The 23,846-nt window shown below is 40.1% G+C and carries 18 protein-coding genes; 10 read left to right on the top strand and 8 right to left on the bottom strand.

Annotation, left to right across the window (positions count from 1 at the left end; translation table 11 throughout):
- Window positions 1-18 precede the first annotated feature (18 nt).
- From MMY79_RS15930 to MMY79_RS15940, 3 genes are all read right to left on the bottom strand, one after another.
- Window positions 19-2,787: a M16 family metallopeptidase gene (locus MMY79_RS15930; protein ID WP_252610169.1), complete on the bottom strand. Its 2,769-nt coding sequence runs from the start codon at window positions 2,785-2,787 to the stop codon at window positions 19-21.
- A gap of 77 nt (window positions 2,788-2,864) precedes the next feature.
- Complete coding sequence (locus MMY79_RS15935) at window positions 2,865-5,432, bottom strand: TonB-dependent receptor plug domain-containing protein (RefSeq protein ID WP_252610171.1); 2,568 nt, start codon at window positions 5,430-5,432, stop codon at window positions 2,865-2,867.
- A gap of 39 nt (window positions 5,433-5,471) precedes the next feature.
- Window positions 5,472-6,329 carry a TonB family protein gene (locus tag MMY79_RS15940; protein ID WP_252610174.1) on the bottom strand — a complete coding sequence of 286 codons (858 nt, stop codon included), beginning with the start codon at window positions 6,327-6,329 and terminating at the stop codon, window positions 5,472-5,474.
- 314 nt (window positions 6,330-6,643) lie between these two features.
- Between MMY79_RS15940 and MMY79_RS15945 the strand changes: the two genes are divergently transcribed.
- The 6 genes from MMY79_RS15945 (at window position 6,644) to tcuB (ending at window position 13,737) form a co-directional block, all read left to right on the top strand.
- On the top strand, window positions 6,644-7,573 hold the full coding sequence (locus MMY79_RS15945; RefSeq protein ID WP_144735732.1) for a LysR family transcriptional regulator: 930 nt from the start codon (window positions 6,644-6,646) through the stop codon (window positions 7,571-7,573).
- Between the two features lie 278 nt (window positions 7,574-7,851).
- The gene (locus tag MMY79_RS15950) at window positions 7,852-9,162 is read left to right on the top strand and encodes an MFS transporter (RefSeq protein ID WP_016139159.1); all 1,311 of its coding nucleotides are present in this window, start codon (window positions 7,852-7,854) and stop codon (window positions 9,160-9,162) included.
- Between the two features lie 86 nt (window positions 9,163-9,248).
- The gene (locus MMY79_RS15955) at window positions 9,249-10,043 is read left to right on the top strand and encodes a substrate-binding domain-containing protein (protein ID WP_252610177.1); all 795 of its coding nucleotides are present in this window, start codon (window positions 9,249-9,251) and stop codon (window positions 10,041-10,043) included.
- Window positions 10,044-10,174: 131 nt separating this feature from the next.
- A complete protein-coding gene (locus tag MMY79_RS15960; RefSeq protein ID WP_004703627.1) occupies window positions 10,175-11,104 on the top strand; it encodes a LysR substrate-binding domain-containing protein in 930 nt (309 codons plus the stop codon).
- Between the two features lie 103 nt (window positions 11,105-11,207).
- Complete coding sequence (gene tcuA / locus MMY79_RS15965) at window positions 11,208-12,614, top strand: FAD-dependent tricarballylate dehydrogenase TcuA (protein ID WP_252610180.1); 1,407 nt, start codon at window positions 11,208-11,210, stop codon at window positions 12,612-12,614.
- Complete coding sequence (gene tcuB, locus MMY79_RS15970; protein ID WP_252610183.1) at window positions 12,604-13,737, top strand: tricarballylate utilization 4Fe-4S protein TcuB; 1,134 nt, start codon at window positions 12,604-12,606, stop codon at window positions 13,735-13,737. Before tcuA ends, tcuB begins: the two co-directional genes overlap by 11 nt.
- A gap of 77 nt (window positions 13,738-13,814) precedes the next feature.
- Here tcuB and MMY79_RS15975 read toward each other — a convergent pair whose 3' ends face one another.
- Complete coding sequence (locus MMY79_RS15975; protein WP_252610187.1) at window positions 13,815-14,348, bottom strand: HPP family protein; 534 nt, start codon at window positions 14,346-14,348, stop codon at window positions 13,815-13,817.
- A 99-nt stretch (window positions 14,349-14,447) separates the two neighbouring features.
- Here MMY79_RS15975 and MMY79_RS15980 point away from each other — a divergent pair, with 99 nt between their 5' ends.
- Together MMY79_RS15980 and MMY79_RS15985 are read left to right on the top strand one after the other, a co-directional pair.
- Window positions 14,448-15,008, top strand: coding sequence for a TetR/AcrR family transcriptional regulator (locus MMY79_RS15980; protein ID WP_252610190.1), 561 nt, complete (start codon window positions 14,448-14,450; stop codon window positions 15,006-15,008).
- A gap of 1 nt (window position 15,009) precedes the next feature.
- The gene (locus MMY79_RS15985) at window positions 15,010-15,669 is read left to right on the top strand and encodes a VOC family protein (RefSeq protein ID WP_252610192.1); all 660 of its coding nucleotides are present in this window, start codon (window positions 15,010-15,012) and stop codon (window positions 15,667-15,669) included.
- An 85-nt stretch (window positions 15,670-15,754) separates the two neighbouring features.
- Here MMY79_RS15985 and MMY79_RS15990 read toward each other — a convergent pair whose 3' ends face one another.
- The 3 genes from MMY79_RS15990 to MMY79_RS16000 all read right to left on the bottom strand — a co-directional run bounded on the left by MMY79_RS15990 (window position 15,755) and on the right by MMY79_RS16000 (window position 19,803).
- On the bottom strand, window positions 15,755-16,984 hold the full coding sequence (locus MMY79_RS15990; protein WP_252610194.1) for a CaiB/BaiF CoA-transferase family protein: 1,230 nt from the start codon (window positions 16,982-16,984) through the stop codon (window positions 15,755-15,757).
- Between the two features lie 52 nt (window positions 16,985-17,036).
- Complete coding sequence (locus MMY79_RS15995; RefSeq protein WP_252610197.1) at window positions 17,037-18,359, bottom strand: MFS transporter; 1,323 nt, start codon at window positions 18,357-18,359, stop codon at window positions 17,037-17,039.
- Window positions 18,360-18,582: 223 nt separating this feature from the next.
- The gene (locus MMY79_RS16000; protein WP_252610199.1) at window positions 18,583-19,803 is read right to left on the bottom strand and encodes an acyl-CoA dehydrogenase; all 1,221 of its coding nucleotides are present in this window, start codon (window positions 19,801-19,803) and stop codon (window positions 18,583-18,585) included.
- Window positions 19,804-20,049: 246 nt separating this feature from the next.
- On the opposite strand from MMY79_RS16000, the gene MMY79_RS16005 reads away from it, so the two are divergent.
- A complete protein-coding gene (locus MMY79_RS16005) occupies window positions 20,050-20,997 on the top strand; it encodes a LysR substrate-binding domain-containing protein (protein WP_252610201.1) in 948 nt (315 codons plus the stop codon).
- 88 nt (window positions 20,998-21,085) lie between these two features.
- Here the strand turns inward: MMY79_RS16005 and MMY79_RS16010 are convergent, their stop codons facing one another.
- Complete coding sequence (locus MMY79_RS16010; RefSeq protein ID WP_252610204.1) at window positions 21,086-22,261, bottom strand: zinc-binding dehydrogenase; 1,176 nt, start codon at window positions 22,259-22,261, stop codon at window positions 21,086-21,088.
- Window positions 22,262-22,662: 401 nt separating this feature from the next.
- On the opposite strand from MMY79_RS16010, the gene add reads away from it, so the two are divergent.
- Window positions 22,663-23,658: an adenosine deaminase gene (gene add / locus MMY79_RS16015; RefSeq protein WP_252610207.1), complete on the top strand. Its 996-nt coding sequence runs from the start codon at window positions 22,663-22,665 to the stop codon at window positions 23,656-23,658.
- The last annotated feature ends 188 nt before the right edge of the window (window positions 23,659-23,846 follow it).

The raw sequence follows: 23,846 nt of genomic DNA on the forward strand, positions 1-23,846 counted from the left end.
CACATGTAAAAGGCTGAGTTATTCAGTAGAGATTTCAGGTCGTGGCAATGTAATGTATAAAACCTGATTATCTATGTTGAGCAGACGAGCAGCCATATCACGTATTTGAGGAGTGGTTATGGCTGTAGATAGGTGATCGACAGATGAAAGATAACGGGCATCACCGTAGTGTTCGTAACTCAGCAATAATCGTTTTTGCAACGTATAAATATCCTGAACTCGTGCTTTTTCACTGCGTTCAAAGTTTTGTCGTTGCAGCAAAACATCTTCATCACTAATCAATTGTGGAAGTTGTTTCAGCGTTACCTGCGTTTTTTCCCACAATTCATTTACACGATCAGGTGATGCTGTATAACTGACATCTGTTTCAATGCGCTGATTTTGATCATTTAAAGTACTATTTATCTTCATTCGATAAATGCCTTGTTCTTGATCTCTTAAAGTATTTTTTAAATATTTTTCGGCCAGATTACGAGCAATACTCACTTTAACAGCCTCTTCTGGAGACCATTGCATAGGAGAAAAGCTCCAAGCACGTATTTCTGCACGTGGTTCTATGTTAATAGCAGATGTCTTATGGCGATTGCCAACTTGCGCCAAGAAAGTATTTTCAGTGAATACCTGCTGACGCGAAATACTAGCTAAATAAGTTTCTATGGGCGCTTTCATTTTTTTGGCATTAAGATTTGCCAAAATATAATAGGTTACAGGCGCCTGAGTTGACTTTACCCATTGCTCTGTCAAATCTGATTCCGTGACATGCTGTAGTTCACTTAAAGTCGGTTGCTGATCTTGCTGTGATCCAAAACGTAGCTCTTTAATCTCCATTTCACGTTTGCCTGACACAGATGAATCAGAATGTGCTTTGCGGCGCATTAATGCAGCTAATGTATTTTTGAGAGTTTGAGATTCAAGTTGTGGTTTTTGTTGTACTGCATGATAAAGGTGAAGAAGCTGCTTAAATTCTCTTTCAGAACTTTGACCATTAAGAACTAGTTCATTCATATTTTGGGAAATATTAAAAGAAATACCATGCTGCTTTTTCCATGCGTTCAATTCATTGGCTTGCCATCCTGCTGGGCCAGTTTGACCAATAATTTGACTGGCAATTTGAGCCTTCCATGGGCTTAAACCTTGTGCCATAAAACCAGCTGAGCTGTGGGCAGTAAAATAGATTTTGTCTTTTGCTAATGGGGTTTTTAACCATACGACCTTATCCCCATTACTAAGTGTCCATTCCTCAACATGATTTTCATTTTGAGAACGAATAGCTGTAATTTTCCCCTGTTTTTTTACTGGCGCCAATACCTGAGTTTTTATTTGAATTGCCTGTTGTAATGGAGAAAGCGTTCGTTGCTGTATTTCCGCTTGAAGTTGATAAATTTCCTGAGCTTGAGGTAACTCAAAGTCAGCACGACCAGGTACGCTATATTGTAAAACCTGATCTGGAGAGCTTAACCAAGTTTGTATACGTTGATTTACTTCTTGAGTTGTGATTGTCGGTAAAATAGCCAATGCATCTTTTGCAACTGCCCAACTTCCTTTGAAGTCTCGGCCTTGTTGCCAATTCAAAGTCAATTTTTGCACCCATTCTTCAAAGTCGCGCTGCTCAGGTTGCTTTAACATTTTTCTGGCAACATTCAGGACATCAGCTTTGGCTTGTTCTATTTCTTTTGAGCTTAAAGGGTAACGTTGCAAACGAGTAATTTCTTCCAATAAAACTGGCAATGCAGCTTCATGTTGTGTTGGCAACACATCTACAAACAATCCAACAGCAGTGGTGTGTTGACCAATATCAGCCTTTCGAATCACCATACTGGCAATATGATCAGGTAAATTTTCAGCTTGACGTCGCACTTGTTGAGTCAAGACCGTGGTCGCAATTTGATCTAGCAAACGCTGACGCATGCCTTCACGGCTATTTTGTTTGCTTAACTGATCATCTAAACGAAACACATATGAAATTTGGCTGCTCCCACTTTCACTATCGTATAACCGCACGATTCGCAATTGTTTAGTCAGTTGTGGATCATAATTTTTTTGCTCTGGAAGACTTCTCGACTGAAGTGACCCAAAATATTGTCGTATTTGAGGAATAACTTGTTTAGGATCCACATCCCCAATTAGCATTAATTGCATATTTTGAGGTTGATACCATGTGTTGTGAAATTGATGAATAGTTTCGACATTTGTAGTTCGAATCGAATCTTCAGTACCAATAACTGGTCTTTCAGGATAAAGGGAACCTGCTCTTAAAGCCTGCATGCGTTGTTGATTCATCCGTTCAGCAACTCCTAGCTTCCCTCGCCACTCTTCCAAAATAATTGGGCGCTCTTTTTCCAGATCTTGAGCTGTAAAAGTTGTATGGCCTACCATTTGGCTCAGTACTTTTAAACTGTCTTGTGTTTGCTGACTTCCTTTTGGCGGACTAAACATATACATAGTGCGTTCGTGATTTGTCACGGCATTATAATTTTTACCTCTGGTCCAACCCTGCTGGTGCAATGTTTGGGCAACCCCCAATGGGAAAGCTTCGCTTTGGTGAAACACCATATGCTCAAGCATATGTGCAACCCCTAACTGCTGGGAATTTTCGTTAAGTGAACCGGCATTTACTAATAATCGAATATCAATACGTTTTTGTTGGCCAATTAATGGCACCAAAGTGTATTTAAGACCATTTTCTAAGGTACCTTCGGTAATTTGCGGCAAAGGGCTCTTAGCAGCATAAACAGGAAAACCGGGTACAACCATTAATAAACAAACCGTCAGAATAGAGTTTTTCATTTAATACAACTTAAATTCAATAAAAGGAAAAGAATGGATGGATCAGAATTTTCCATCCATAAATGCAAGAAAAAGACTTACCAGCTCCAAGAAGCCCCTAACCAGATTTGACGTCCGGTTTTATAAGTTGTTGCTGAGCTGGAGCTAGTCGATTTATGGGTTTCAACTGCTGTATTAAAGACGTTCAAGATATCTAAACTAATTTGTAAACTTTGATCTTTAAAGATCGGCTGGTTATACATCAAACGCCAATCATAAGAAAAGTAATCGTCATATTTTTCTTCTGTATATAAAGTTGCGTTACCCGTGTAATTTCCACAAATAATATTCCCCTCAACACATGTTTCTGTTGAGGTTGAATAGCCTGTGTAACCAGAGGTATAACCAAGGCGTTGTGACCAATTAAGATTTAATAAAGGAATATGCGTATCTACATTCAAGAAAACAGTCCAAGGAGTATTGTAATCCAATGCATCCATATCCCCTTTCTCCATTAGTTTTCCTTTAAAAATGACCATATTGTCATCGGAGCTACTTTGATCATAATAGGTTTGAGAACTGGATTTATTATTCGAATAATTTGCACCTAAGCTCCAGTTCACATCTGCATATTTAAATTTGTATGGACTGATCGGTTCAATGCTAAGTGAAACAGTGTCTCCTTGCGTGGTTGCCTCATTGGTCAAGACATAATATTTTTTCCCATTTTCATCAGTTGTCGAACTACGACCAAATTGATTCTTTCCATCACGATGTACATATTTTACTGTCCAAACAGTATCTAAAATACGCTGAGACAACCCCAAATTAAGCTCATCGCTATAAGGTGTTTTAAGTTTTGAAACATCATAATCATAACTTGATGTCGTCAAATCACCACTCACCCATGGTGAACTAGCATCTGTACGAGTCTCTACATAGTATTGGCTAATACCACTACGCAATTTATAAGCCAACATATTCTGAGCGTAGTATCGATTGGCACCTGTGAAAATACGACTTTTACGATCTCCAAAAACATCAAATGATGCTGCTAGACGTGGAGCAATGTTCACATTTTCCAAATAATTGTCATATGAAACACGCACTCCTGGAGTTACCTCAAGTCGTCCCCATGTCATACTGTCTTGCAAGTATGCTGCATAATTGGTGTAATTTCCTTCAACACTTCGCGTAGGATAAAGTGTTCGACTTTTATAGTATTGTTCCCCATCAATACATAAGCTGTCACCCGCCTGACAAACCGTCGAACTGTCCCAAGTTGGAGTACTACGTCCAAGATATACATCTCTGAAACGTCGGTAAGAGGCATCATACAAATCTAACTGCCAACCTAAATCAATTTGATGATTTAATTGAGCCAGCTTAAAAGGATTAAACTCATAATTTTGTTTGGCTGTATAAGTATTTTTTTCTGTTTCAAATTCACCATATCCACCATAGTATCCAAAACGGTTGGCTGCTGTTTCACTACCTGATGAATACCAATTAATCTGGTCAGACTCTTCATTTTTATATCTGCTATACCAACTCGCATAATAATCCGCAGCATGTTCAATATGATTTTGCTCATGCTGATATCCCACTAGACTACTTAACTTACCCCAATCTGCCAGATGCTCCCATTCAACATTAAATCTGTACCCACCGCCTTCATTAGTAAAAGCACCATTTTTTACATTACGCTTTAAATAGGTCGACTCATGAGGTGAATACATCGCTGTTGCACGAAAGGTATCACCGTTATCTGCGAGATAGTTACCTTTTAATAAAAATGTTTCTGCAAGACGCTCTTGGTTTTCCCATGCTCCAATAATGGAATGATAGTAAGGAATTTCAGACTCTTGGCGGTTATATGAAAAAATTAAGCCAGCTTTATCGCTTAATGGTTGATTGATCGTTGCAGAATAGAATTTTTTGGTAAATTTAGGCTGATAATACAAACTAGATGCCTGATTAAAATCTTCCTGAATTTTTTCATCAACATGATATTCAGTCAAACTATCACTCGTTGTACGAAATGAGACTCTTCCAGAAGCTTTTTGCAAATCAGGATCTTTTAACTTTGCATCAACCACACCACCAGTAAAGTCTCCATACTTAGCAGCAATATTGCTATCAAAAACTTCTAGTGACTCGATTAACTCAGAATTAATCCAAAATGATTGTGCTCCACCTGCCGGTAAATCGGTAGGAGAATAACCGTCAGGGTCAGCTGTTAAATCTCCCCCATTAGCACCAGGATTAATGGTGTTATTATTTGATAATCCATCAATCATATAGTTGTTTTGATAAAACTTTTCACCATGAAATGACACATTTTCAGGTTGGATTTCACCTTGGGTGTTGCCGTTATCGGCAGCATTCGCAAACTGAACATTTGGGTTGTTTTTTAATAACTCTGTCACTGAACCATTTCTTGTCGGCATTTTACTAATTTGTTCAGCCGTAATAATTTGGGTTCCCATGGTTTGACTAGTAGGTGTTGAGCGAACAATCAGCGTATCTTCCCCTCCTTTATCAGCATCAGTTTGTGTTGAATTTTTGGTATCAACATCTACTGGAGTAATATCATTTTCCACAGCATAAGCTGCAAATGGAGCAAGTGCGGCCATAGCCAGAACTAAATATGCCTTTCGATACATGAATCATTCAACCTATAGTAGAAATTTGGTCATTAGGTGTTAGTTATCCAGAACAACTCGTCCATCTAACTTAAATACAATATTGACAATCTGATTTTTGACTTCGCCCGTAGTTTGATAACGCCAACGGGCCATATCTTTAACAACTGAATCTGTAAAAACGCCAACAGGAGTTTCTGACACAACACGAATATTGGTCACAGTGCCATTGCTGGTAATATCAAATTGCATGCGAATACGACCTTCCACCCCCAACGAACGTGCACGTGTGGGATAATTTAAACGTCGATTAAGCGCTTTTAATGCAACACTTGTTGTTTTTGATTTTTCTAAAGATTCTGAAGATGATGATTTCTGTTGTTGAGATGAATGACTTGTATTATTTGATACTGAAAAGCTTGCTGCAGTCATAGAAAGGGTTGGTGTGTCTCCCTCATGCTTTGTTAATGACTCTTTCTTTGGGGATGTAGAACTGGGTTCTTCTACTTGCTCATTTAGATTTTTTTGGTTTTTTTCTACAACTTTTAGATTTTCTTTTTTATCCTCAACTTTAGGAATATTTTGATGATGCGAAATTTCTTTTTGAGATATTTCAGAGGTAATAATTTTTGATTCTTGTTTGGCTATTTGAGTTTTTTGTTCTTTAACGTCAACATTATTACTTACTGGTATAGCCGTGGAATTTACCAACGTTCTTAAAAATTTAACTTGAATTGGTGAACCATTATTTGAAGAAGAAGAATTTTGAAAGACAGTTATCTGATTCAAAGAATAGATAATCCACAGTACAAAAAGCACATGTAAGATACAGATTATTACCCAAATACTAAGTGCCTTTTTACTAGAAAGTGTAAAAGCAAAAGATGGTTGGGTGCTTAGTAAACGCAATTTAATCATAAATACAACAACTTAAAGCAACCCTATTTTCAGCTCAAAATTACAAAATTTTAAACAACGGTATAAAACAATAACATTATAAATAAACTAAATCTAAATGAAAATAATTATTATTAAGTTTTATTAAAAGTTGTATATTTAATTTCCTGCTTATCTTCTATCCAAATAAAAAAGATTTAATAAAACTAAAATCAAAAAGTTGCTCTATTTTGAGAGAACTTTGATCTTTATTACTGTTAATATTAAAACGCATGATAGATTTTCCAATCCTTCATATTTCTATAAATCAAGGATGATGAGCGAATATATTTATTATGGAAATCAAACAAATAAAATATTTTTTGACAGTGGTTGAAGCAGGCAGTATCGGTAAAGCTGCCCAAAAACTCGATGTCGGCGCTTCGGCTATTAGTCAGCAAATTAGTAAACTAGAACAGGAGCTAAGCATTCGCTTATTACAGCGGAATGCTTTTGGTGTGACTCCCACCCCAGCAGGCCTCGCGTTTTTAAAACACTCTCAACTTATTTTGCGTCAAGTTAACTTTGCAATAGACGCTGCACATTCAGCACGGCTTTCAGGTCATGTCAGCCTTGGTTTTCCACCAACCATTACTGCTTTAATTGGCATCCCTTTAATGAAACTAATGTCTGAACGCTATCCAGACATTCGTCTAGAAATTGTGGAAACCCTGTCGGGCAACCTGATTCAGTCGATTAATTCGCGTCAGCTTGATATTGCCATTATTTTTACCAATGAAATTGATAAGCAGTGGTCGATACAGCCTTTGGTACGCGAACAAATGTATTTAATGGCACGAAAAGAAGTACTCGAAAAATATGGTCTTGCCGAGTGCATCAAAAGTGGAATTATCCAGTCTCAACAAATTGGTGATATTCCTTTAGTACTACCACGGCAGCGTCATAGCTTAAGAAAACTGCTTGAACACAAGATTGGACAGCTTAATGTCGTCTATGAAATTGATGGTCTACACTTACTCATGGACAGCCTGATTCACCTTGACCTTGCAAGTGTTCGCCCCGGAAGTGCCTGTCTGCAAGAATACAAACATAAGCTTCAATTACTAAAATTGATCGACCCTGAAGTTGAGCGAATCAATTACTTGGTGAGCCTTGCTGAAGAAGAATTGTCACCTGCTGCACTCGCTGCAAAATCGGCAATTAAAGCGTGTGTGAAAGAGTTAATTCAAAATCAAATTTGGCCGTGTTCTGAAATTATTTTATAAAGAGTCATTAATTTTATTAAAGACCTAATTAATTTTGCCCTCTCACTCCCTCCTGCTGTTTGAGATTACATTTTCTTTCGAATGATAAGTGGATTTCTGTTTATCGAATTATAGATGTGTAGTTTGAACTGGAAACAAGGCATCACATTTTCTACGAGAAACACCTTTAAACCTCATCTCTAACCCATTTGCTATTTAGGTTTATTGAATGAGTCGATTTAAAGCCCTCTATTGAAAATCGTGAATGTTTCCATTTTGTCAGGCCAAGGAGGTCTCCAATGGATGTCGTGAATAATCGTAGGGCTACTTTTAAAAAAATATTAAATGTAACGAGTGGCAACTTTTTAGAACAGTACGATTTTTTTCTTTTTGGTTTCTATGCCACTTACATCGCAGCAAAATTTTTCCACTCTGAAAATGAATATGTCTCTTTAATGATGACATTTACCGTGTTTGCTGCAGGCTTTCTTATGCGTCCTCTCGGCGCTATTTTCTTGGGCGCTTATGTCGACAGAGTTGGGCGACGTAAAGGTCTTATTGTGACTTTAAGCCTTATGGCAATCGGAACCATCTTAATTACCTTTGTACCGGGTTATGAGACGATTGGTATTCTTGCCCCAATTTTGGTGGTGATTGGACGTCTATTACAAGGCTTCTCGGCAGGTGTTGAATCTGGCGGTGTATCGATTTATCTCGCTGAAATTGCAACAGATAAAAACCGTGGGTTTATCACAAGCTGGCAATCTGGCAGCCAACAAATTGCGGTGGTATTCGCAGCATTACTTGGCTACTGGCTCAACACCATTTTAACGCATGCTCAAGTGGGTGAATGGGGCTGGCGTATTCCGTTCTTAATTGGTTGTTTGATTATTCCTTTAATCTTCTTGTTCCGCCGCACGTTAGAAGAAACTGAAGACTTTAAAGCACAAAAAACTCATCCATCGACCAAAGAAATTTTCAGCACGCTTGCGAGCAACTGGCGCATCGTACTTGCGGGCATGATGATGAGCGCCATGACCACAACCACTTTCTATTTCATTACGGTTTACACCACGGTGTATGCAAAACGTACTCTAGAAATGTCGGTAACTGATAGCCTTTTAGCGACTGTATTTGTGGGTTTATCGAATTTCTTCTGGTTACCAATGGGTGGCTTACTTTCAGACAAAATTGGTCGTCGTCCAGTTTTAGTCGGCATCACAACCCTTGCCATCTTTACAACGTATCCGGTTTTAAGCTGGTTGGTGAGTGACATTAGCTTTACCAATCTGATTATTACGCTTGCTTACTTCTCGTTCTTCTTTGGTCTGTACAACGGCACCATGGTCGCAACGCTTGCCGAAGTAATGCCAAAACGCGTACGTACAGTTGGCTTCTCTTTAGCATTCAGCCTTGCAGCAGCTATTTTTGGTGGCATGACTCCAATTGCATGTACATATCTAGTTGAACACACAGGTAACGCAAGTACACCAGCATTCTGGCTGATGTTAGCAGCGGTATGTAGCCTCATCTCAAGCTTATATTTATGTCGTGGTTCTAAGCAGAAGAATGCAGACCCAATTGCTGAACCTGCGAAGGTTAGCGCTTAAAACAACAACTTAACCTGAAATTTTAATGAACAGTACGGCGCATGTTGCAGCCGTACTGTGCTCTCCTATCATTAAAGCGAGATACTATGAAAAAGTCCCCTATCTTCATGACCATTTGTCTAGCTGGCGCAGGCTTGGGATCAACCCTTGCTAACGCAGATACACTCGAAGTGATTAGCTCAGGCGGTTTTTATTCATCTATGGAAAAACTCATTCCAATATTTGAAAAGCAAACTGGTCACACGGTTCACCTTTCGTCTGGTTCATCAATGGGCGCATCGCCAACTGCGATTCCAAATCGACTCGATCGTGGGGAACATTTTGATGTGGTGGTGTTGGCTGCTCCTGAACTGAACAAGCTTGCAGAAAAAGGTTATGTCGACTCAAATTCACAAAGTGCTTTAGTCAATTCAAGCATTGGCATGGCTGTACCTAAAGGTGCGCCAAAACCAGATATTAGCTCTGCGGCAAAATTCGAAAAAGTTTTATTAAATGCTAAGCACATCGGCTATTCAGCAAGTGCAAGCGGTACGCATCTTGAAAAAGATGTTTTTCCAAGCTTCCCACCTGTCGAGTACAAAGTGATTTCTGGTAAAGCAGAAAAAGTGGTAGGTGACCGCGTTGCAAAACGTATTGTTGAAGGCCAGTTCGATATTGGTTTCCAGCAAGTGAGTGAAATCAAACCTTTTACTGGCCAAAATGGTCAAGTTGATTTAGTCGGTCCAATTCCTGCACCTTATCAGAAAGTCACCGTATTTGCGGCTGGCATTGGTAAAAACTCTGAACATGAAAAAGTTGCAAAAGAGTTAATCAAGTTTGTGAAATCACCACAAGCAACACAAATTATTGAAGAACAGGGTCTGGAGCAGGTTAAACAATAAAAGCTCTAAAAGGCAACGTCTTGAGGTAATGTTGCCTTTACTCTGTTGGTGGTTTACTCAGCCTAATAGAACAAAATGTATAGCGATAAACCAGTGTAGAATAATCAATAAAGGTTAATGTAGTATTTGCCGTGGAACTCAAACAATTAAAGTATTTTATTGCAGTGATCGAGTCAGGAAGCTTGGGTAAAGCTGCAAAAAATCTCGATATTGGAACGTCGGCATTAAGTCAGCAAATCTCAAAATTAGAAAGCGAACTCTCCATTCGCCTTTTACAACGCACTGCCTTGGGTACAGTTCCCACCCCTGCGGGTTTAGCTTTTTTTCAACAGGTTCAACTTGCACTTAGACACCTAGACCATGCCGTAGATTCTGCTCATTCGTCACGTTTAAGTGGACATGTTACCGTGGGGTTTTCGCCAAGCGTTGCAGCGGTTATTGGTACGCATTTTTTAAAACTCATGAGAAATCGTTATCCCGATATTAAAGTCCGTTTAATTGAAGGATTATCGGGTGACCTCAAGGCATTAGTTAATGCAAGGCAGCTCGATGTCGCTATCATCTTTAGCGACGATGTCGACCCACAGTGGGCGATACAGCCTTTAGTCAAAGAACAAATGTTTTTAATCTCGCCTAAAGAAGTGCTGAGTCAGTACCACCTTGAAAGCTGTATAGACACTCAAACCATTACCCATTCACAGCTAAAAGAACTTCCGCTAATTTTACCGAGCCAACGGCATGGACTGCGCTTGTTGCTCGAACAGAAAATTCATCAGCTTAAAGTGGCCTATGAAATTGATGGGCTGCATTTGTTAATGGAAAGTATTAGCCAACTCGAAATGGCAACCATCCAACCTGCTGGTGCATCGTTAAACTCGCGGCAAGACCTATGCTTACTGCGCGTTGTAGAACCTGCCATTGAGCGTATTAACTATTTAATTAGTCTGTCTGAAGAAGAACTTTCGCCTGCTACTTTAGCCACCAAAGTAGTGATTCGTGCTTGTGTGACTAACCTGATTAATGAAAAGCGCTGGCCCGGTGCGGAGCTGATAAACACTTAAGCCATTAGTGTTTATTTTTACTAAACACCCATTCAAGTTTAGCCTCTCACTTCATCCTCCCTTTTAAAGCTACATTAGCCCTAGCTGAGAAAGGGAGAAATCCATGCATGATGTGATTGTAATTGGTGGTGGGAATGCCGCACTGTGTGCCGCACTCACGGCAAAAGAAAGTGGCGCGTCTGTGCTTGTCATAGAAGCAGCACCTAAAGAATGGCGTGGTGGTAACTCACAACACACTCGTAACCTTCGCTGCATGCATGATGCTCCTCAAGATGTATTAGTCGATGCTTACCCCGAAGAAGAATATTGGCAAGACCTACTTAAAGTCACTGCTGGAAAAACCAATGAGCACTTAGCTCGTCTGGTCATTCGTAGCACGGCAACATGTCGCGACTGGATGCGTAAACATGGTGTGAATTTTCAGCCGCCACTATCGGGTGCTTTGCATGTTGCACGTACCAATGCCTTTTTTATGGGTGGCGGTAAAGCCCTCATTAATGCGTATTACCGTAGTGCCCAAGAGCTTGGCATTGAGATTTTATACAACACAAAAATTAAAGATCTAAAGTTAAACCAAGGACATTTTGAAGCTGCAATTGCGGAAGATGGCCGTGTATTTAAAGCGAAAAGCTGTGTATTGGCCGCAGGTGGTTTTGAGTCAAATCTGGAATGGTTAAGAGAAGCATGGGGACAAAATGAAAACGGCGAATGGCCTGCCGATAATTTCATTATTCGCGGAACCCGCTTTAATCAAGGTAACTTGCTCAAATTTATGATAGATCAAGGCGCCGATATTATTGGTGACCCATCACAATCTCATTGTGTCGCCGTAGATGCACGTGCACCGCTATATGACGGCGGCATCTGCACTCGTATTGACTGCGTTTCATTAGGAATTGTGGTCAATAACAAAGCTGAACGTTTTTACGATGAAGGCGAAGACTTCTGGCCAAAACGTTATGCGATTTGGGGACGTCTTGTTGCCAAACAGCCTCAGCAAATCGCCTATTCGATTATCGACTCAAAAGCGATTGGTCGCTTTATGCCACCTGTGTTTGAGGGTGTGAAAGCAAATAGCATTCAAGAACTGGCCGAAAAAATCGGGCTAGATGCAAAAACCTTCTGTCACACGGTAGAAGAATTTAATCAAGCCTGTGTGCAAGGCACCTTTAACCACACAGTTTTAGATGACTGCACCACCCAAAATATTGTTCCCAACAAGACCCATTGGGCCGTTCCTCTTGATCGCCCACCGTTCTATGCCTATGCGCTTAAACCCGGCATTACTTTTACCTATTTAGGCTTAAAGGTCGAAGACGATGCTGCGGTACGTTTTAACAATAAAGCCAGCCGCAACCTGTTTGTGGCAGGTGAAATGATGGCAGGTAACGTACTCGGTCAGGGCTATACCGCAGGGGTCGGCATGTCGATTGGCACGACCTTTGGACGCATTGCCGGAAAAAATGCAGCCCACTATGCACTTTCACAAGGAGTTGAACATGAATGCTAGTACCAAAGCCCTAATTCCAGTTGTTCAGCTCTCTGACCATGAGCAGGAAGTTCAAAGAGCCCTACAGATTTGTAATGCTTGTCGCTACTGTGAGTCTTTTTGTGCTGTATTTGCGGCGATGACTAAGCGTCTTGAGTTTAATCAAGCCGATATTCATTACCTCGCAAATCTGTGCCATAACTGTGGTGCTTGTCTACACGCTTGCCAATATGCCCCGCCGCACGAGTTTGGTGTAAACATTCCAAAAGCGATGGCGCAAGTACGTTTGGAAACTTACCAAGAGTTTGCAACCCCTCAGCCTTTAGGCCGACTTTATAAGTCTGTTGGGATTCCTTTTGTTTCGGCGTTATCAGTTATTTTCTTTTTATGCATGTTAGCTGTGGTGTGGTACAAAGGCACCGACCTATTTGCAGGCTACCAAGGTAATTTCTATGCAATTTTCCCGCATAACTTTTTAGCGCTATTGTTTGGAGCGACCTTTACAGTTGCGATTGTTCTGCTCGGTATTGGGATTAGTAAATTTTGGCGACAGACGTCTAAAGTTATTCATGGCAAAGTTGAGAAACCAGACCTAGTTCAAGCTACCCAAAATGTATTAACGCTTAAATATTTAGATGGTGGGCATGGCAAAGGCTGTAATGAACAAGATGACCGTTACACACAAATCCGCCGTGTGTTCCATCACCTCACCTTTTATGGCTTTATGCTTTGCTTTGCAGCCACAGGCGTAGCGACTTTATATCACTATTTCCTTAACCTGCATGCGCCGTACCCTATCTTTAGCTTGCCTGTTATTTTGGGTACTTTGGGTGGGCTTGGCTTAGTGATTGGACCATCTGGCTTGCTCTATTTAAATCTTAAACGCCATCCACTACATGGTGACCGTGAGCAAAAACCTGTAGATCGAGGCTTTATTTTTCTTTTAATTTTAGTCAGTGCTTCAGGCTTAGCTCTTATGGCATTTCGCAATACACCTTACATGGCACTTTTACTGATTTTCCATTTAGCTACGGTCATGACGTTTTTTATTACCATGCCATTTGGAAAGTTCGCACATGGTTTTTACCGCAGCGCTTCTTTACTCAAATTTGCCATCGAAGAACGTATTTCTAAAAAGTCATAATTTCACTCAAAAGTATTCACTGTCTTGGCATAGTGAATACTTTTATTATTTTTAAGCTTAAAACATTCATGCCTTGCCTACTTTTTACTATTTAAAATTCCCAAACCATACATAGGCCACTTGGTACTCGCTTTAATATTATTAATCAGCATCGCCACCAAAACTAAAGACACTGCGCCCACCAAAACAGGAAAAACCAGAAAACTCCATTCGTAGTGAATGCTGCTCGCGGTGAGCAAAATAACTAAAGGATTGGCACCTGCTGGTGGATGAACACACTTAAAAATCTGCATGAGCGCAATTGCGCAGCCCACTGATAAAGCAATTGTAAAAATGGAAACACCGACAAATTTTAGAAAAAACAAACCCACAAAAGCCGAGATAAGATGCCCAAATATAATATTTCTGGGCTGTGCCAAAGGTGACTGCGACACGGTATAGAGCAATACACAGGTTGCACCAAACGGCGCCATGATAAAGATATTGTGTGTGAGCTTACTCAACCACAGAAGTATAAAAATACTGACCGCCCCCCCAATAAGGCTTCTTAAAATATCAGCTTTTGTGGGCGATGGAGCCAGTTTTTCTTTGCCATAAAAGATCGAGAACATGGGTTGTATTCCTCAAACAAAAAGTTGCTTTTTAAAAAGCATATAGATAAAATTAAAAATAGTACAGATCTGTACTATTTTATTTTTTGGAAAAGTTTTATGTCAAAATCTGCCTTAAAAATATTAGATACAGCCGAGAAGTTATTTAATGAAAATAGTTTTGTGGGGGTTGGTGTCGACCTGATTCGCGATGAATCGGGCTGTTCCAAAACCACCATGTACACGTACTATAAAAATAAAAATCAACTGGTTCAGTCTGTGCTGATCGCTCGTGATGAACGATTCAAGCAAAGTCTTTTAGGCTATGTTGGAGATGCAACGGGGTTAGAGGCCATCAATAAAATTCTGGACTGGCACACCCATTGGTTTAGACAAGATTTTTTTAAAGGCTGTTTATTTGTAAGAGCAGTCGCTGAATCTAATCAAGATGACCAAGACATTATTTCTATTTCTAAAGCCCATAAACAATGGATTAAAGTACTGATTGCACAGAACTGCAATATACCCAATGGTGAAGCTTTATCTGAGCTGATCTATACGGTCATTGAAGGCCTCATTAGCCGCTTTTTAGTCGATGGGTTCGATGAAACACTTGCGATAAACATGAAAAATTCGATTAATCAATTATTTAATATTCATCCACAAAACATGAGAACTTAAAATGGAAGTAGACCATATTTTTATTTGTGTAAAACCAGAAGCTCCTGAAGCTGAAACTTTAAAAAAATTTGGTCTAACAGAAGGTTCATCCAATAAGCATCCGGGTCAAGGCACAGAAAACAGACGTTTTTTCTTTAAAAATAGCTTTATCGAATTAATCTTTTTAAATAACCCAGAAGAAGCCTCAAGTAATCTAACCAAACCCACTCTACTCTTTGAACGACTCAGTGCTAAAGACAATATCGTATCCCCTTTTGGTATTTGTTTTAGGCCTAAAAATAAAGATGATAACAGCGCAAAATTTCCTAATTGGGTCTACAAGCCAAGCTATTTACCAGCCAGCTTAGAAGTAAATGTTGCCAAAGATTCTGTTGTATCTGAGCCAATGTGGTTCTTCCTTTCATTTGCTTCACGACCAGACCTTGCTGCAAAAGAAAAACAACAACCTCTTGTGCATAGCAAAGATTTATCAAAAATCACTGCGATCAAGGTTTCTATTCCAAATCTAGAGCAGCATCCGACTTCGTTACTGTTCAATTCGCTTGATAGTTTTGAAGTGACTGATGGATCGGAGCATTTAATGGAAATCAGTTTTGATCATGAGCCTCTAGGAATGATTCATGATTTCAGACCAGAGTTGCCACTTATTTTTAAATATTAAGACTCTCATTTTCTAATAAAAAACTGTGATTTATTTCAAATCACAGTTTATATTTAAATTGAATAACATTAAAAACGGCAATGCCCTAAGCAATTTTCCCATCAATAATGCCCTTTTCCTTTAACGTGGCGAGCTCTTCTGCTGTTTTAAATCTCGATAAGATTTGAGCGGTATGTTCACCCAACTCTGGCGGCGCATGATGATATTCAACTGGAGTATCAGACAACTTGATGGGTGAGCCAATGGTTTGGAAGTTTTCATTTAAACGATGAGGAATATTCACCACCAAATTGCGATGTACAATTTGTGGTTCAGCCAAAGCATCTTCAATAGAGTTGATAACACCTACGGGTACTTTAAGTGCATGAATCATCTCAACCCATTCTTTGGCAGTTTTCTGTAAAAAGTGCTCCGACAATAAAGGAATCAGCTCATTTCGATATTTGACGCGGTCTTGATTGCGTACAAACTTTTCATTTTCGAGTAACTCTGCATAACCAATCGCAATACACAAATCTTTAAACTGTTTATCATTACCACAAGCAATAATAAATTCTTTATCTTTAGCCTTAAAAGTTTGATACGGCACAATGCTTGGGTGTTGATTACCCATGCGCTGCGGGGCTTTACCTGAAGCTAAATAGTTCATTCCCTGATTTGCCAGTGCCGCGACCTGTACATCAAGCAAAGACATATCAATATATTGACCACGCCCCGTGTGCGAGCGTGCAATCAAGGCAGCTTGAATCGCGATGGTGGAATACAATCCAGTTTGAATGTCTACAACAGCCACACCAACTTTTTGCGCACCACCGCCTGCCACATCATCAGGCTCGCCAGTAATGCTCATTAAGCCAGACATACCCTGAATAATAAAATCATAACCAGGTTCGTCTGCACGTGGGCCATCTTGCCCAAAACCAGTAATCGAGCAATAAACAATATTTGGGTTTAACGCACTTAAGGACGCATAGTCCAAACCATATTTAGCCAAAGACCCTGTCTTATAATTTTCAATCACCACGTCGGCAGTCTTGGCAATTTCATAAATTAGGGCCTGACCTTCAGGTGTGGTAATGTCCACCGCAACTGAATATTTATTCCGATTCGTACACTGAAAATAGCCCGATTCACGGGTCATGTTTCCGTCTTGATCGGGCATCCATGGTGGCCCCCACATACGTGTGTCATCACCTACTCGAGGACGTTCAATTTTAATCACTTCCGCGCCAAGGTCTGCCAATATTTGTCCACACCACGGCCCTGCAAGCACACGACTTAAATCTAAAACCCGAATTCCTTGTAATGCACCCATAACGATACCCTTATCTTTTTAGAAGGCACTCAACGCACCTTCTTGTCATTGTTTATGATTGTCTTTGCGGATCATACTGACGATCTTTAATAAATAAGCCTGGCAATACACCCGCAACAAAATACGCAGCACCCATCACAATAAAGGCCATGGTAAACGTACCACCCGAAGCCAAGAAACCAATGGTTGCTGGTGCAATCGCTGCCCCCACACGACCAATGTTATAAGCACCGCCAATGGCTGTTCCGCGCACATCGGTTGAAAAACTTTCAGCCATATAGGTCGCGTTCACACCGTATGGAATGCCATATAAAAAGCCAAAAGTGATTAATAAATACAAAATGTTGTCAGGGGTATTGAAGAAAATAATGATTGGTAAGAACACGGCGCTGGCTATTGTGCCAAACACGAAAACAGCACGGCGGTTAAATTTGTCTGCAAGATAACCCGCTAAAATTTTGCCTAGAATCATTGCAGTATATGAACCCACCATATAACTGGTTAAGTTTTTAAAGTTCATATGCACTTCTGTTTCTAAATAACTTGGCATCCAGTTGTTAATACCGTAATAACCAAACTGTAAGAAGAATGCTGTCGTCATCCACAACAAAAACATTTTACGGTGCTTAAAGTTATTAAAAATTTGCTTATAAATACTGCCACTTTTAGGCTTTTCAGCCACTGCTATTTCTTTAGGTTGTCTGTTGCCTTGCAAGCTTTCAATTTTAGTGAGCTGCCAAGATTTTGGCTCTGGCACAAATCGTTGTAGGAAAATATTAACAAAAGCAGGCACGACGGTTAGGAAGAACAAAATACGCCAACCATGATCTGGAATAATCGCCCCTGCTAAGAGGGTTGCCGCAATATAACCTACGGTTTGACCCGTCTGTAACGTGCCCAAGACTGTTGTACGGTAAGTGGTCGGCACATATTCAGCCATTAAGGTATTACAGGCCATATAGAGTGCTCCAATACCCAAAGCACCAATAAAACGTAAAGCCATAAATTGCTCGAAGCTTTGCGTAAAGCCCAATAAACAGGTCGCTACCGAAAAGAAGGTTACTGAGTTAGCAATGGTTCGTACGCGACCAAACTTGTCACATGCCCAGCCACCCAAAATACCGCCAATACCCATACCAGCTAAAGAAGCACTACCTAAAGCACCCGCTTGAAAGGTACTTAGGCCAAACTCTGCCTTTAAACTAGTGAGGCTATACGACAGCAGCATAATATCAACACCATCGACCACCATCGCAAAATAGGCAAATAGCAATGCCCATTTCCATGTATGTGGTCCAATCTTTTCATATGTTCCAAGGTTACTTGGAAATGTAGATCTTAACTCTTTCGATATTACTTGAACGTCATTGTTCATCTTTAGTTCCTCATTTTCCCAAATGAGTCATCGATAGCCTACTTATGTTTTCTGTATGACTTAATCTTCTATACTTTTCATTATCTTATATTCAATTTTAAGTACACAGAGATGTAGCTTCACATGAGTATCCTTACGATGAATCTTGTCATTATCCATAAATTTTTGCGTACAAAACCCTAAAGGCGCTCTCGAAAGAACACCTCTATCTTTTAAAAATTAATTAGTTACTAAATGCCGCGATACCTGTTTGTGCACGGCCTAAAATCAAGGCATGAACATCATGTGTACCTTCGTAAGTATTAACGACTTCAAGATTGACCAAATGACGTGCCACGCCAAACTCATCGCTAATACCGTTTCCACCCATCATGTCACGTGCCATGCGAGCAATATCAAGCGCCTTTCCACAGTTGTTACGCTTAATTAAAGATGTACCTTCAACTGATGCAATACCTTCATCTTTCATGCGTCCGAAACGTAAAGCTATTTGCAAACCTAATGCAATTTCAGTTTGCATATCTGCCAGTTTCTTTTGAATCAACTGATTTGCAGCCAACGGACGGCCAAATTGTTTGCGGTCCATTGTGTATTGATGTGCGGTATGCCAACAGAACTCGGCTGCTCCCATTGCACCCCATGCAATCCCATAACGGGCGCTATTTAAACAGGTGAACGGACCACGTAATCCACGAACTTCAGGGAATGCATTTTCTTCAGGCACAAAAACGTTATCCATCACAATTTCACCCGTAATCGATGCACGTAAACCGACCTTGCCATGAATTGCTGGTGCAGATAAACCTTCCCAGCCTTTTTCTAAAATAAAGCCTCGAATATCACCAACATTACCTTCAGCAGAAACTTCTTTTGCCCAAACCACAAATACATCAGCAATTGGGCTATTGGTAATCCACATTTTTGCGCCAGTTAAACGATAACCACCGTCAACTTTTTTAGCACGCGTAATCATACTGCCTGGGTCCGAACCATGGTCTGGTTCGGTCAAACCGAAACAGCCAATGTATTCACCAGTTGCCAATTTAGGCAAATACTTTTGCTTTTGTTCTTCAGTACCAAATTCATGAATTGGAACCATCACCAATGAGCTTTGCACGCTCGCCATAGAGCGGTAGCCTGAGTCAACATATTCAATTTCACGTGCAACCAAGCCATAACTCACATAGTTCAAACCCGCGCCGCCATATTGCTCAGGAATGGTTGGACCCAGTAAGCCAAGCTCTCCCATTTCACGGAAAATAGATGGGTCTGTTTTTTCATAACGGAATTGTTCAAGTACACGGGGTTGCAGGCGTTCTTGGCAATAGGCATGAGCCGCATCACGAATCATGCGCTCATCTTCGGTAAGCTGTTGCTCAATTAAAAATGGATCTTGCCAGTTAAATTGAACTTTTGCTTTTTTTGTTGTCACCATGTGATTCATCGCATCCTCTGCTTGATTTGATCTTCTTTATTTAACTCGATGTTATGCGTGAAAAATGCAGTAATCAAACGATAAATGTTCATGCAGATATGCGACTTACGCATATTTAAAATTAGTCGCATTAAATTTAGATATTTAATTCGTTGTATTTCATTAAAAATGGCTTATTTTTATACTAAACTCTGATATCTGCATTTAGGTCATATGCTGTTTTGAAATATGACGACAAATAAAAGGATTTTATTTATGCGAAGAAGCATCCCCTCAATTCAGGGCCTGATTTGCTTTGAAAGTGCAGCAAAACATCTAAGTTATACCTATGCTGCGCAAGAACTATGTATTACTCAAAGTGCAGTCTCGCGCCAAATTCAACAGTTAGAAGATTTCTTGGGCGTTGAACTCTTTATACGTACTCGACATGGTGTCGAGCTGACCATTGCAGGTCAGCAGTATTTTAAAAGTATTAAGCCCTATTTATTGGGTTTAGAAAAATGTACGGCTGATGTGATTTCTCATAAAGGTTTAGGTGGAACATTAAAGTTAGGTGTAGTTCCTACCTTTGCAACGCGTTGGCTGTTACCCAAGCTTCATCTTTTAAATCAAAAACACCCTGAAATTACGGTTCACTTAGAAACCAGTACCAAGCCTTTTTTATTTAACGATAATATTTTTGACGCTGCGATTTTTGCAGGTACGCAGCAGCAAATTGACCACTGGCCCGGCATACAAGCGCATTATTTAATGGATGAAGAAATTGTACCTGTGTGCTCACCAAAACTGATCGAAAAGTATTTTCCAGATGCGATGATGATCAATGAAAATACCTATGATCTAAGCTCAGAAGATTTACTGAAAATTCCCCTACTTCAGCAAACCACTCGGCCTAGCATTTGGCAAGAATGGTTTCTGACTCACCAGATGCAGCACCCGAAGCCTTTTGATGGACAACGCCATGAGTTATTTTCAATGCTTGCGGTTGCTGCCAGTCATGACATGGGAATGGCTCTAATTCCGCAAATGTTGATTGAGTCTGAACTACAAAAAAAAGAACTGGTGATTGTTTCCAATAAAAAACTAAAAGGCAGCCGAAAGTATTATCTCATTCATTCGAGCCAAGACATCTCACCGACTATTCAAAAATTTGTTGAGTGGATTTACCAAGAACTAGAACAACTAAAGAGCAATACAAATTAGCTGAGCCACTTCGTGCGATCTATACGCATAAAAAAAGATTGTGATTAATCAGATCACAACCTTTTAGTTCAACGTAAATGACTTTGAATTAATGATTCATCAATTGAATATCTGAACCACTACGTTTCGGGTCAATCAAGATTTTAGCATGCTGTTCAGGGTCACGTAATGCTTCAAATGCACTCGTAACCCCCTCTAAACCGACAACACCGGTAATGAGCGGTGAGCAGTTCACTTTACCTTCTGCAATCATGTGTAGCGCATCTCGGAACTCAAGCGGTGTATAGCCCAACACGAACTGAATTTCTAACTCTTTATTAATCGCAAGTGCGGGTTCAATTTTGTCACTTTGCATGCAAACACCTACCCCGACAATTCGGGAAAATAAAGGTGCCCCTTCAATAATTTGCTGTAAAACACCCGGTACGCCCACACACTCAAAAATAACAGGACGTTTTGGCAAAGCACCTAACTTATCAATCATGCGCCATCCATGCCACCATGGTAAGCGTGTCGCTTGCAACTTATCAAACAGCCCCATACCCATATTAATCGCGTCAGAAACATTGCCAAGCAAACCAAACTCTTTCCAGTTGGCAAATGGCGATGTCTCTTTAGGGTCTACCACAATATCCGCACCACATTGCTCGGCAAGCTTACGGCGGTTTGGTGAAAAGTCACTGGCGACCACTGTTTTAACACCAGCCGCTTTAAGCATTAATATGACACCTAACCCGACAGGACCACAGCCAATTACAATCGCAGGTTCACCAGTTTTCACACGGCTACGGCGAACAGCATGCAATGCAACCGCCATAGGTTCAGTCATGGCAGCACTATCCGCATCTAGACCGTTAGGTACTTCAAACATCAAGCTTGATTGAGCCAATACTTGCTCGGCATAACCACCAGATGCATTTGGTGAAAGCCCTGTAGACAAATAACCATGCTGATCTACATTTAAAAGAGGCATTGCACAAACGAGTGTATCGGCTTTAAATTTATGACGAGTTTTTGGGCCATAATCCAAAACTTTGCCACAAAACTCATGTCCCAGTACAAACGGGTCCGTAGACTTAGCTAAACCATGAAACCCGACACGTGCGGCTAAATCATGCATGTGGTCGCAGTGATGTTGCATATGCAAATCAGAGCCACAAATCCCGCATCGAACCACCTCTAATAACACCTGTCCTTTTGTAGGAGTTAATTTCGGTTGGTCCACCACTTGTAATGTTGCTTGATGACAAAGTACCGACTTCATTTGAGCGCTTCCTATTTCTTCTTTTTCATTTACTTGCCAGAAATAGATTTCTACAGATAAATTAATCGCTTTATCGGTTTGGTCTTTAGCAAGCCTTTATTCATCTTTACAACTAAAAAGCAAAATACCAATGACCATTCTTCAGCCAATCTATTGTTGAAGAGTCAACAAAAACAGGCGCAGCGAAATTAAAAACAATAAAAATCTTGGTGCTTGTATCTTACACAGACTGCGTTGTCTTCTTAGGCCAGAACAATGTCATCAAAATTAAAACTTATACAAATATATTAACTTCAAAAAACTCAACTCAACACTTTTCACAAAAACATAGCAAATCCAAACTTTTATCAGTGCATCTAAACAGGCATGATAAATTAAGATGAACAGATAAGAAGAAATCTATGATTACAAAAACACTCCCCCTTACAGATATACACCGCCACCTTGATGGCAACATCCGCATTCAAACCATTTTAGAATTGGGCCAACAATACAATTTGGATTTACCTGCTTACGACATTGAATCTTTACGACCACACGTACAAGTGATGGATAACCAACCTGACTTATTAAGTTTTTTATCTAAGCTAGATTGGGGCGTAAAAGTATTAGCCAGTTTAGATGCCTGTAAGCGTATTGCATTTGAAAATATGCAGGATGCTGCCCAACAAGGCCTAGATTATGTAGAGCTGCGTTTTTCACCGGGTTACATGGGTATGCCCCATCAACTCCCACTTGAAGGCGTGGTTGAAGCTGTGATTGCTGGAGTCAAAGAAGGTAGTCAAGCTTACGGAGTAAAAGCGAATTTAATTGGCATTATGAGCCGTACTTTTGGTCAAGAAGCCTGCGAAAAAGAATTAAATGCCCTACTTGCCCATAAAAATGATATTAAAGCGTTGGATCTTGCTGGAGATGAGCTTGGTTTTCCGGGCAATTTATTTATTGATCACTTTAAAAAAGCGCGTGATGCAGGTTGGCACATTACAGTACATGCAGGCGAAGCTGCCGGCCCAGAAAGTATTTGGCAAGCTATTGAAGAATTAGGTGCCGAACGAATTGGACATGGTGTTAAAGCAGTTCAAGATTTAAAACTTTTAGATTATTTAGCTAAACATGAGATTGGTATTGAATCTTGTCTTACCTCAAATATTCAAACCAATACAGTATCCTCACTAGCAGAACATCCATTAAAGACTTTTTTAGAACATGGTGTACTTGCCACTATTAATACGGATGACCCTGCGGTAGAAGGCATTGAGATACAACATGAATATTTAAGTGCCGCCCCATTAGCAGGCTTAAGCCCTGAACAAATTTATACAGCTCAAGAAAATGGCCTAAAAATCGCATTTTTATCAGATCAAGAAAAAGATGAGTTAAGACAGAAATATCAATAACAGAGAACAGAGAACAGAGAACAGAGAACAGAGAACAGAGAACAGAGAACAGAGAACAGAGAACAGAGAACAGAGAACAGAGAACAGAGAACAGAGAACAGAGAACAGAGAACAGAGAACAGAGAACAGAGAACAGAGAACAGAGAACAGAGAACAGAGAACAGAGAACAGAGCTTATATAAACACGT

The sequence above is a fragment of the Acinetobacter sp. XS-4 genome, from assembly GCF_023920705.1.
GTDB lineage: Bacteria > Pseudomonadota > Gammaproteobacteria > Pseudomonadales > Moraxellaceae > Acinetobacter.

Bases quoted from the DNA above. Each gene is read 5' to 3' on its own strand.
- MMY79_RS15930 (WP_252610169.1), bottom strand. From the start codon at position 2,787: ATGAAAAACTCTATTCTGACGGTTTGTTTATTAATGGTTGTACCCGGT.
- MMY79_RS15935 (WP_252610171.1), bottom strand. From the start codon at position 5,432: ATGTATCGAAAGGCATATTTAGTTCTGGCTATGGCCGCACTTGCTCCA.
- MMY79_RS15940 (WP_252610174.1), bottom strand. From the start codon at position 6,329: ATGATTAAATTGCGTTTACTAAGCACCCAACCATCTTTTGCTTTTACA.
- MMY79_RS15945 (WP_144735732.1), top strand. From the start codon at position 6,644: ATGGAAATCAAACAAATAAAATATTTTTTGACAGTGGTTGAAGCAGGC.
- MMY79_RS15950 (WP_016139159.1), top strand. From the start codon at position 7,852: ATGGATGTCGTGAATAATCGTAGGGCTACTTTTAAAAAAATATTAAAT.
- MMY79_RS15955 (WP_252610177.1), top strand. From the start codon at position 9,249: ATGAAAAAGTCCCCTATCTTCATGACCATTTGTCTAGCTGGCGCAGGC.
- tcuA (WP_252610180.1), top strand. From the start codon at position 11,208: ATGCATGATGTGATTGTAATTGGTGGTGGGAATGCCGCACTGTGTGCC.
- tcuB (WP_252610183.1), top strand. From the start codon at position 12,604: ATGAATGCTAGTACCAAAGCCCTAATTCCAGTTGTTCAGCTCTCTGAC.
- MMY79_RS15975 (WP_252610187.1), bottom strand. From the start codon at position 14,348: ATGTTCTCGATCTTTTATGGCAAAGAAAAACTGGCTCCATCGCCCACA.
- MMY79_RS15980 (WP_252610190.1), top strand. From the start codon at position 14,448: ATGTCAAAATCTGCCTTAAAAATATTAGATACAGCCGAGAAGTTATTT.
- MMY79_RS15985 (WP_252610192.1), top strand. From the start codon at position 15,010: ATGGAAGTAGACCATATTTTTATTTGTGTAAAACCAGAAGCTCCTGAA.
- MMY79_RS15990 (WP_252610194.1), bottom strand. From the start codon at position 16,984: ATGGGTGCATTACAAGGAATTCGGGTTTTAGATTTAAGTCGTGTGCTT.
- MMY79_RS15995 (WP_252610197.1), bottom strand. From the start codon at position 18,359: ATGAACAATGACGTTCAAGTAATATCGAAAGAGTTAAGATCTACATTT.
- MMY79_RS16000 (WP_252610199.1), bottom strand. From the start codon at position 19,803: ATGAATCACATGGTGACAACAAAAAAAGCAAAAGTTCAATTTAACTGG.
- MMY79_RS16005 (WP_252610201.1), top strand. From the start codon at position 20,050: ATGCGAAGAAGCATCCCCTCAATTCAGGGCCTGATTTGCTTTGAAAGT.
- MMY79_RS16010 (WP_252610204.1), bottom strand. From the start codon at position 22,261: ATGAAGTCGGTACTTTGTCATCAAGCAACATTACAAGTGGTGGACCAA.
- add (WP_252610207.1), top strand. From the start codon at position 22,663: ATGATTACAAAAACACTCCCCCTTACAGATATACACCGCCACCTTGAT.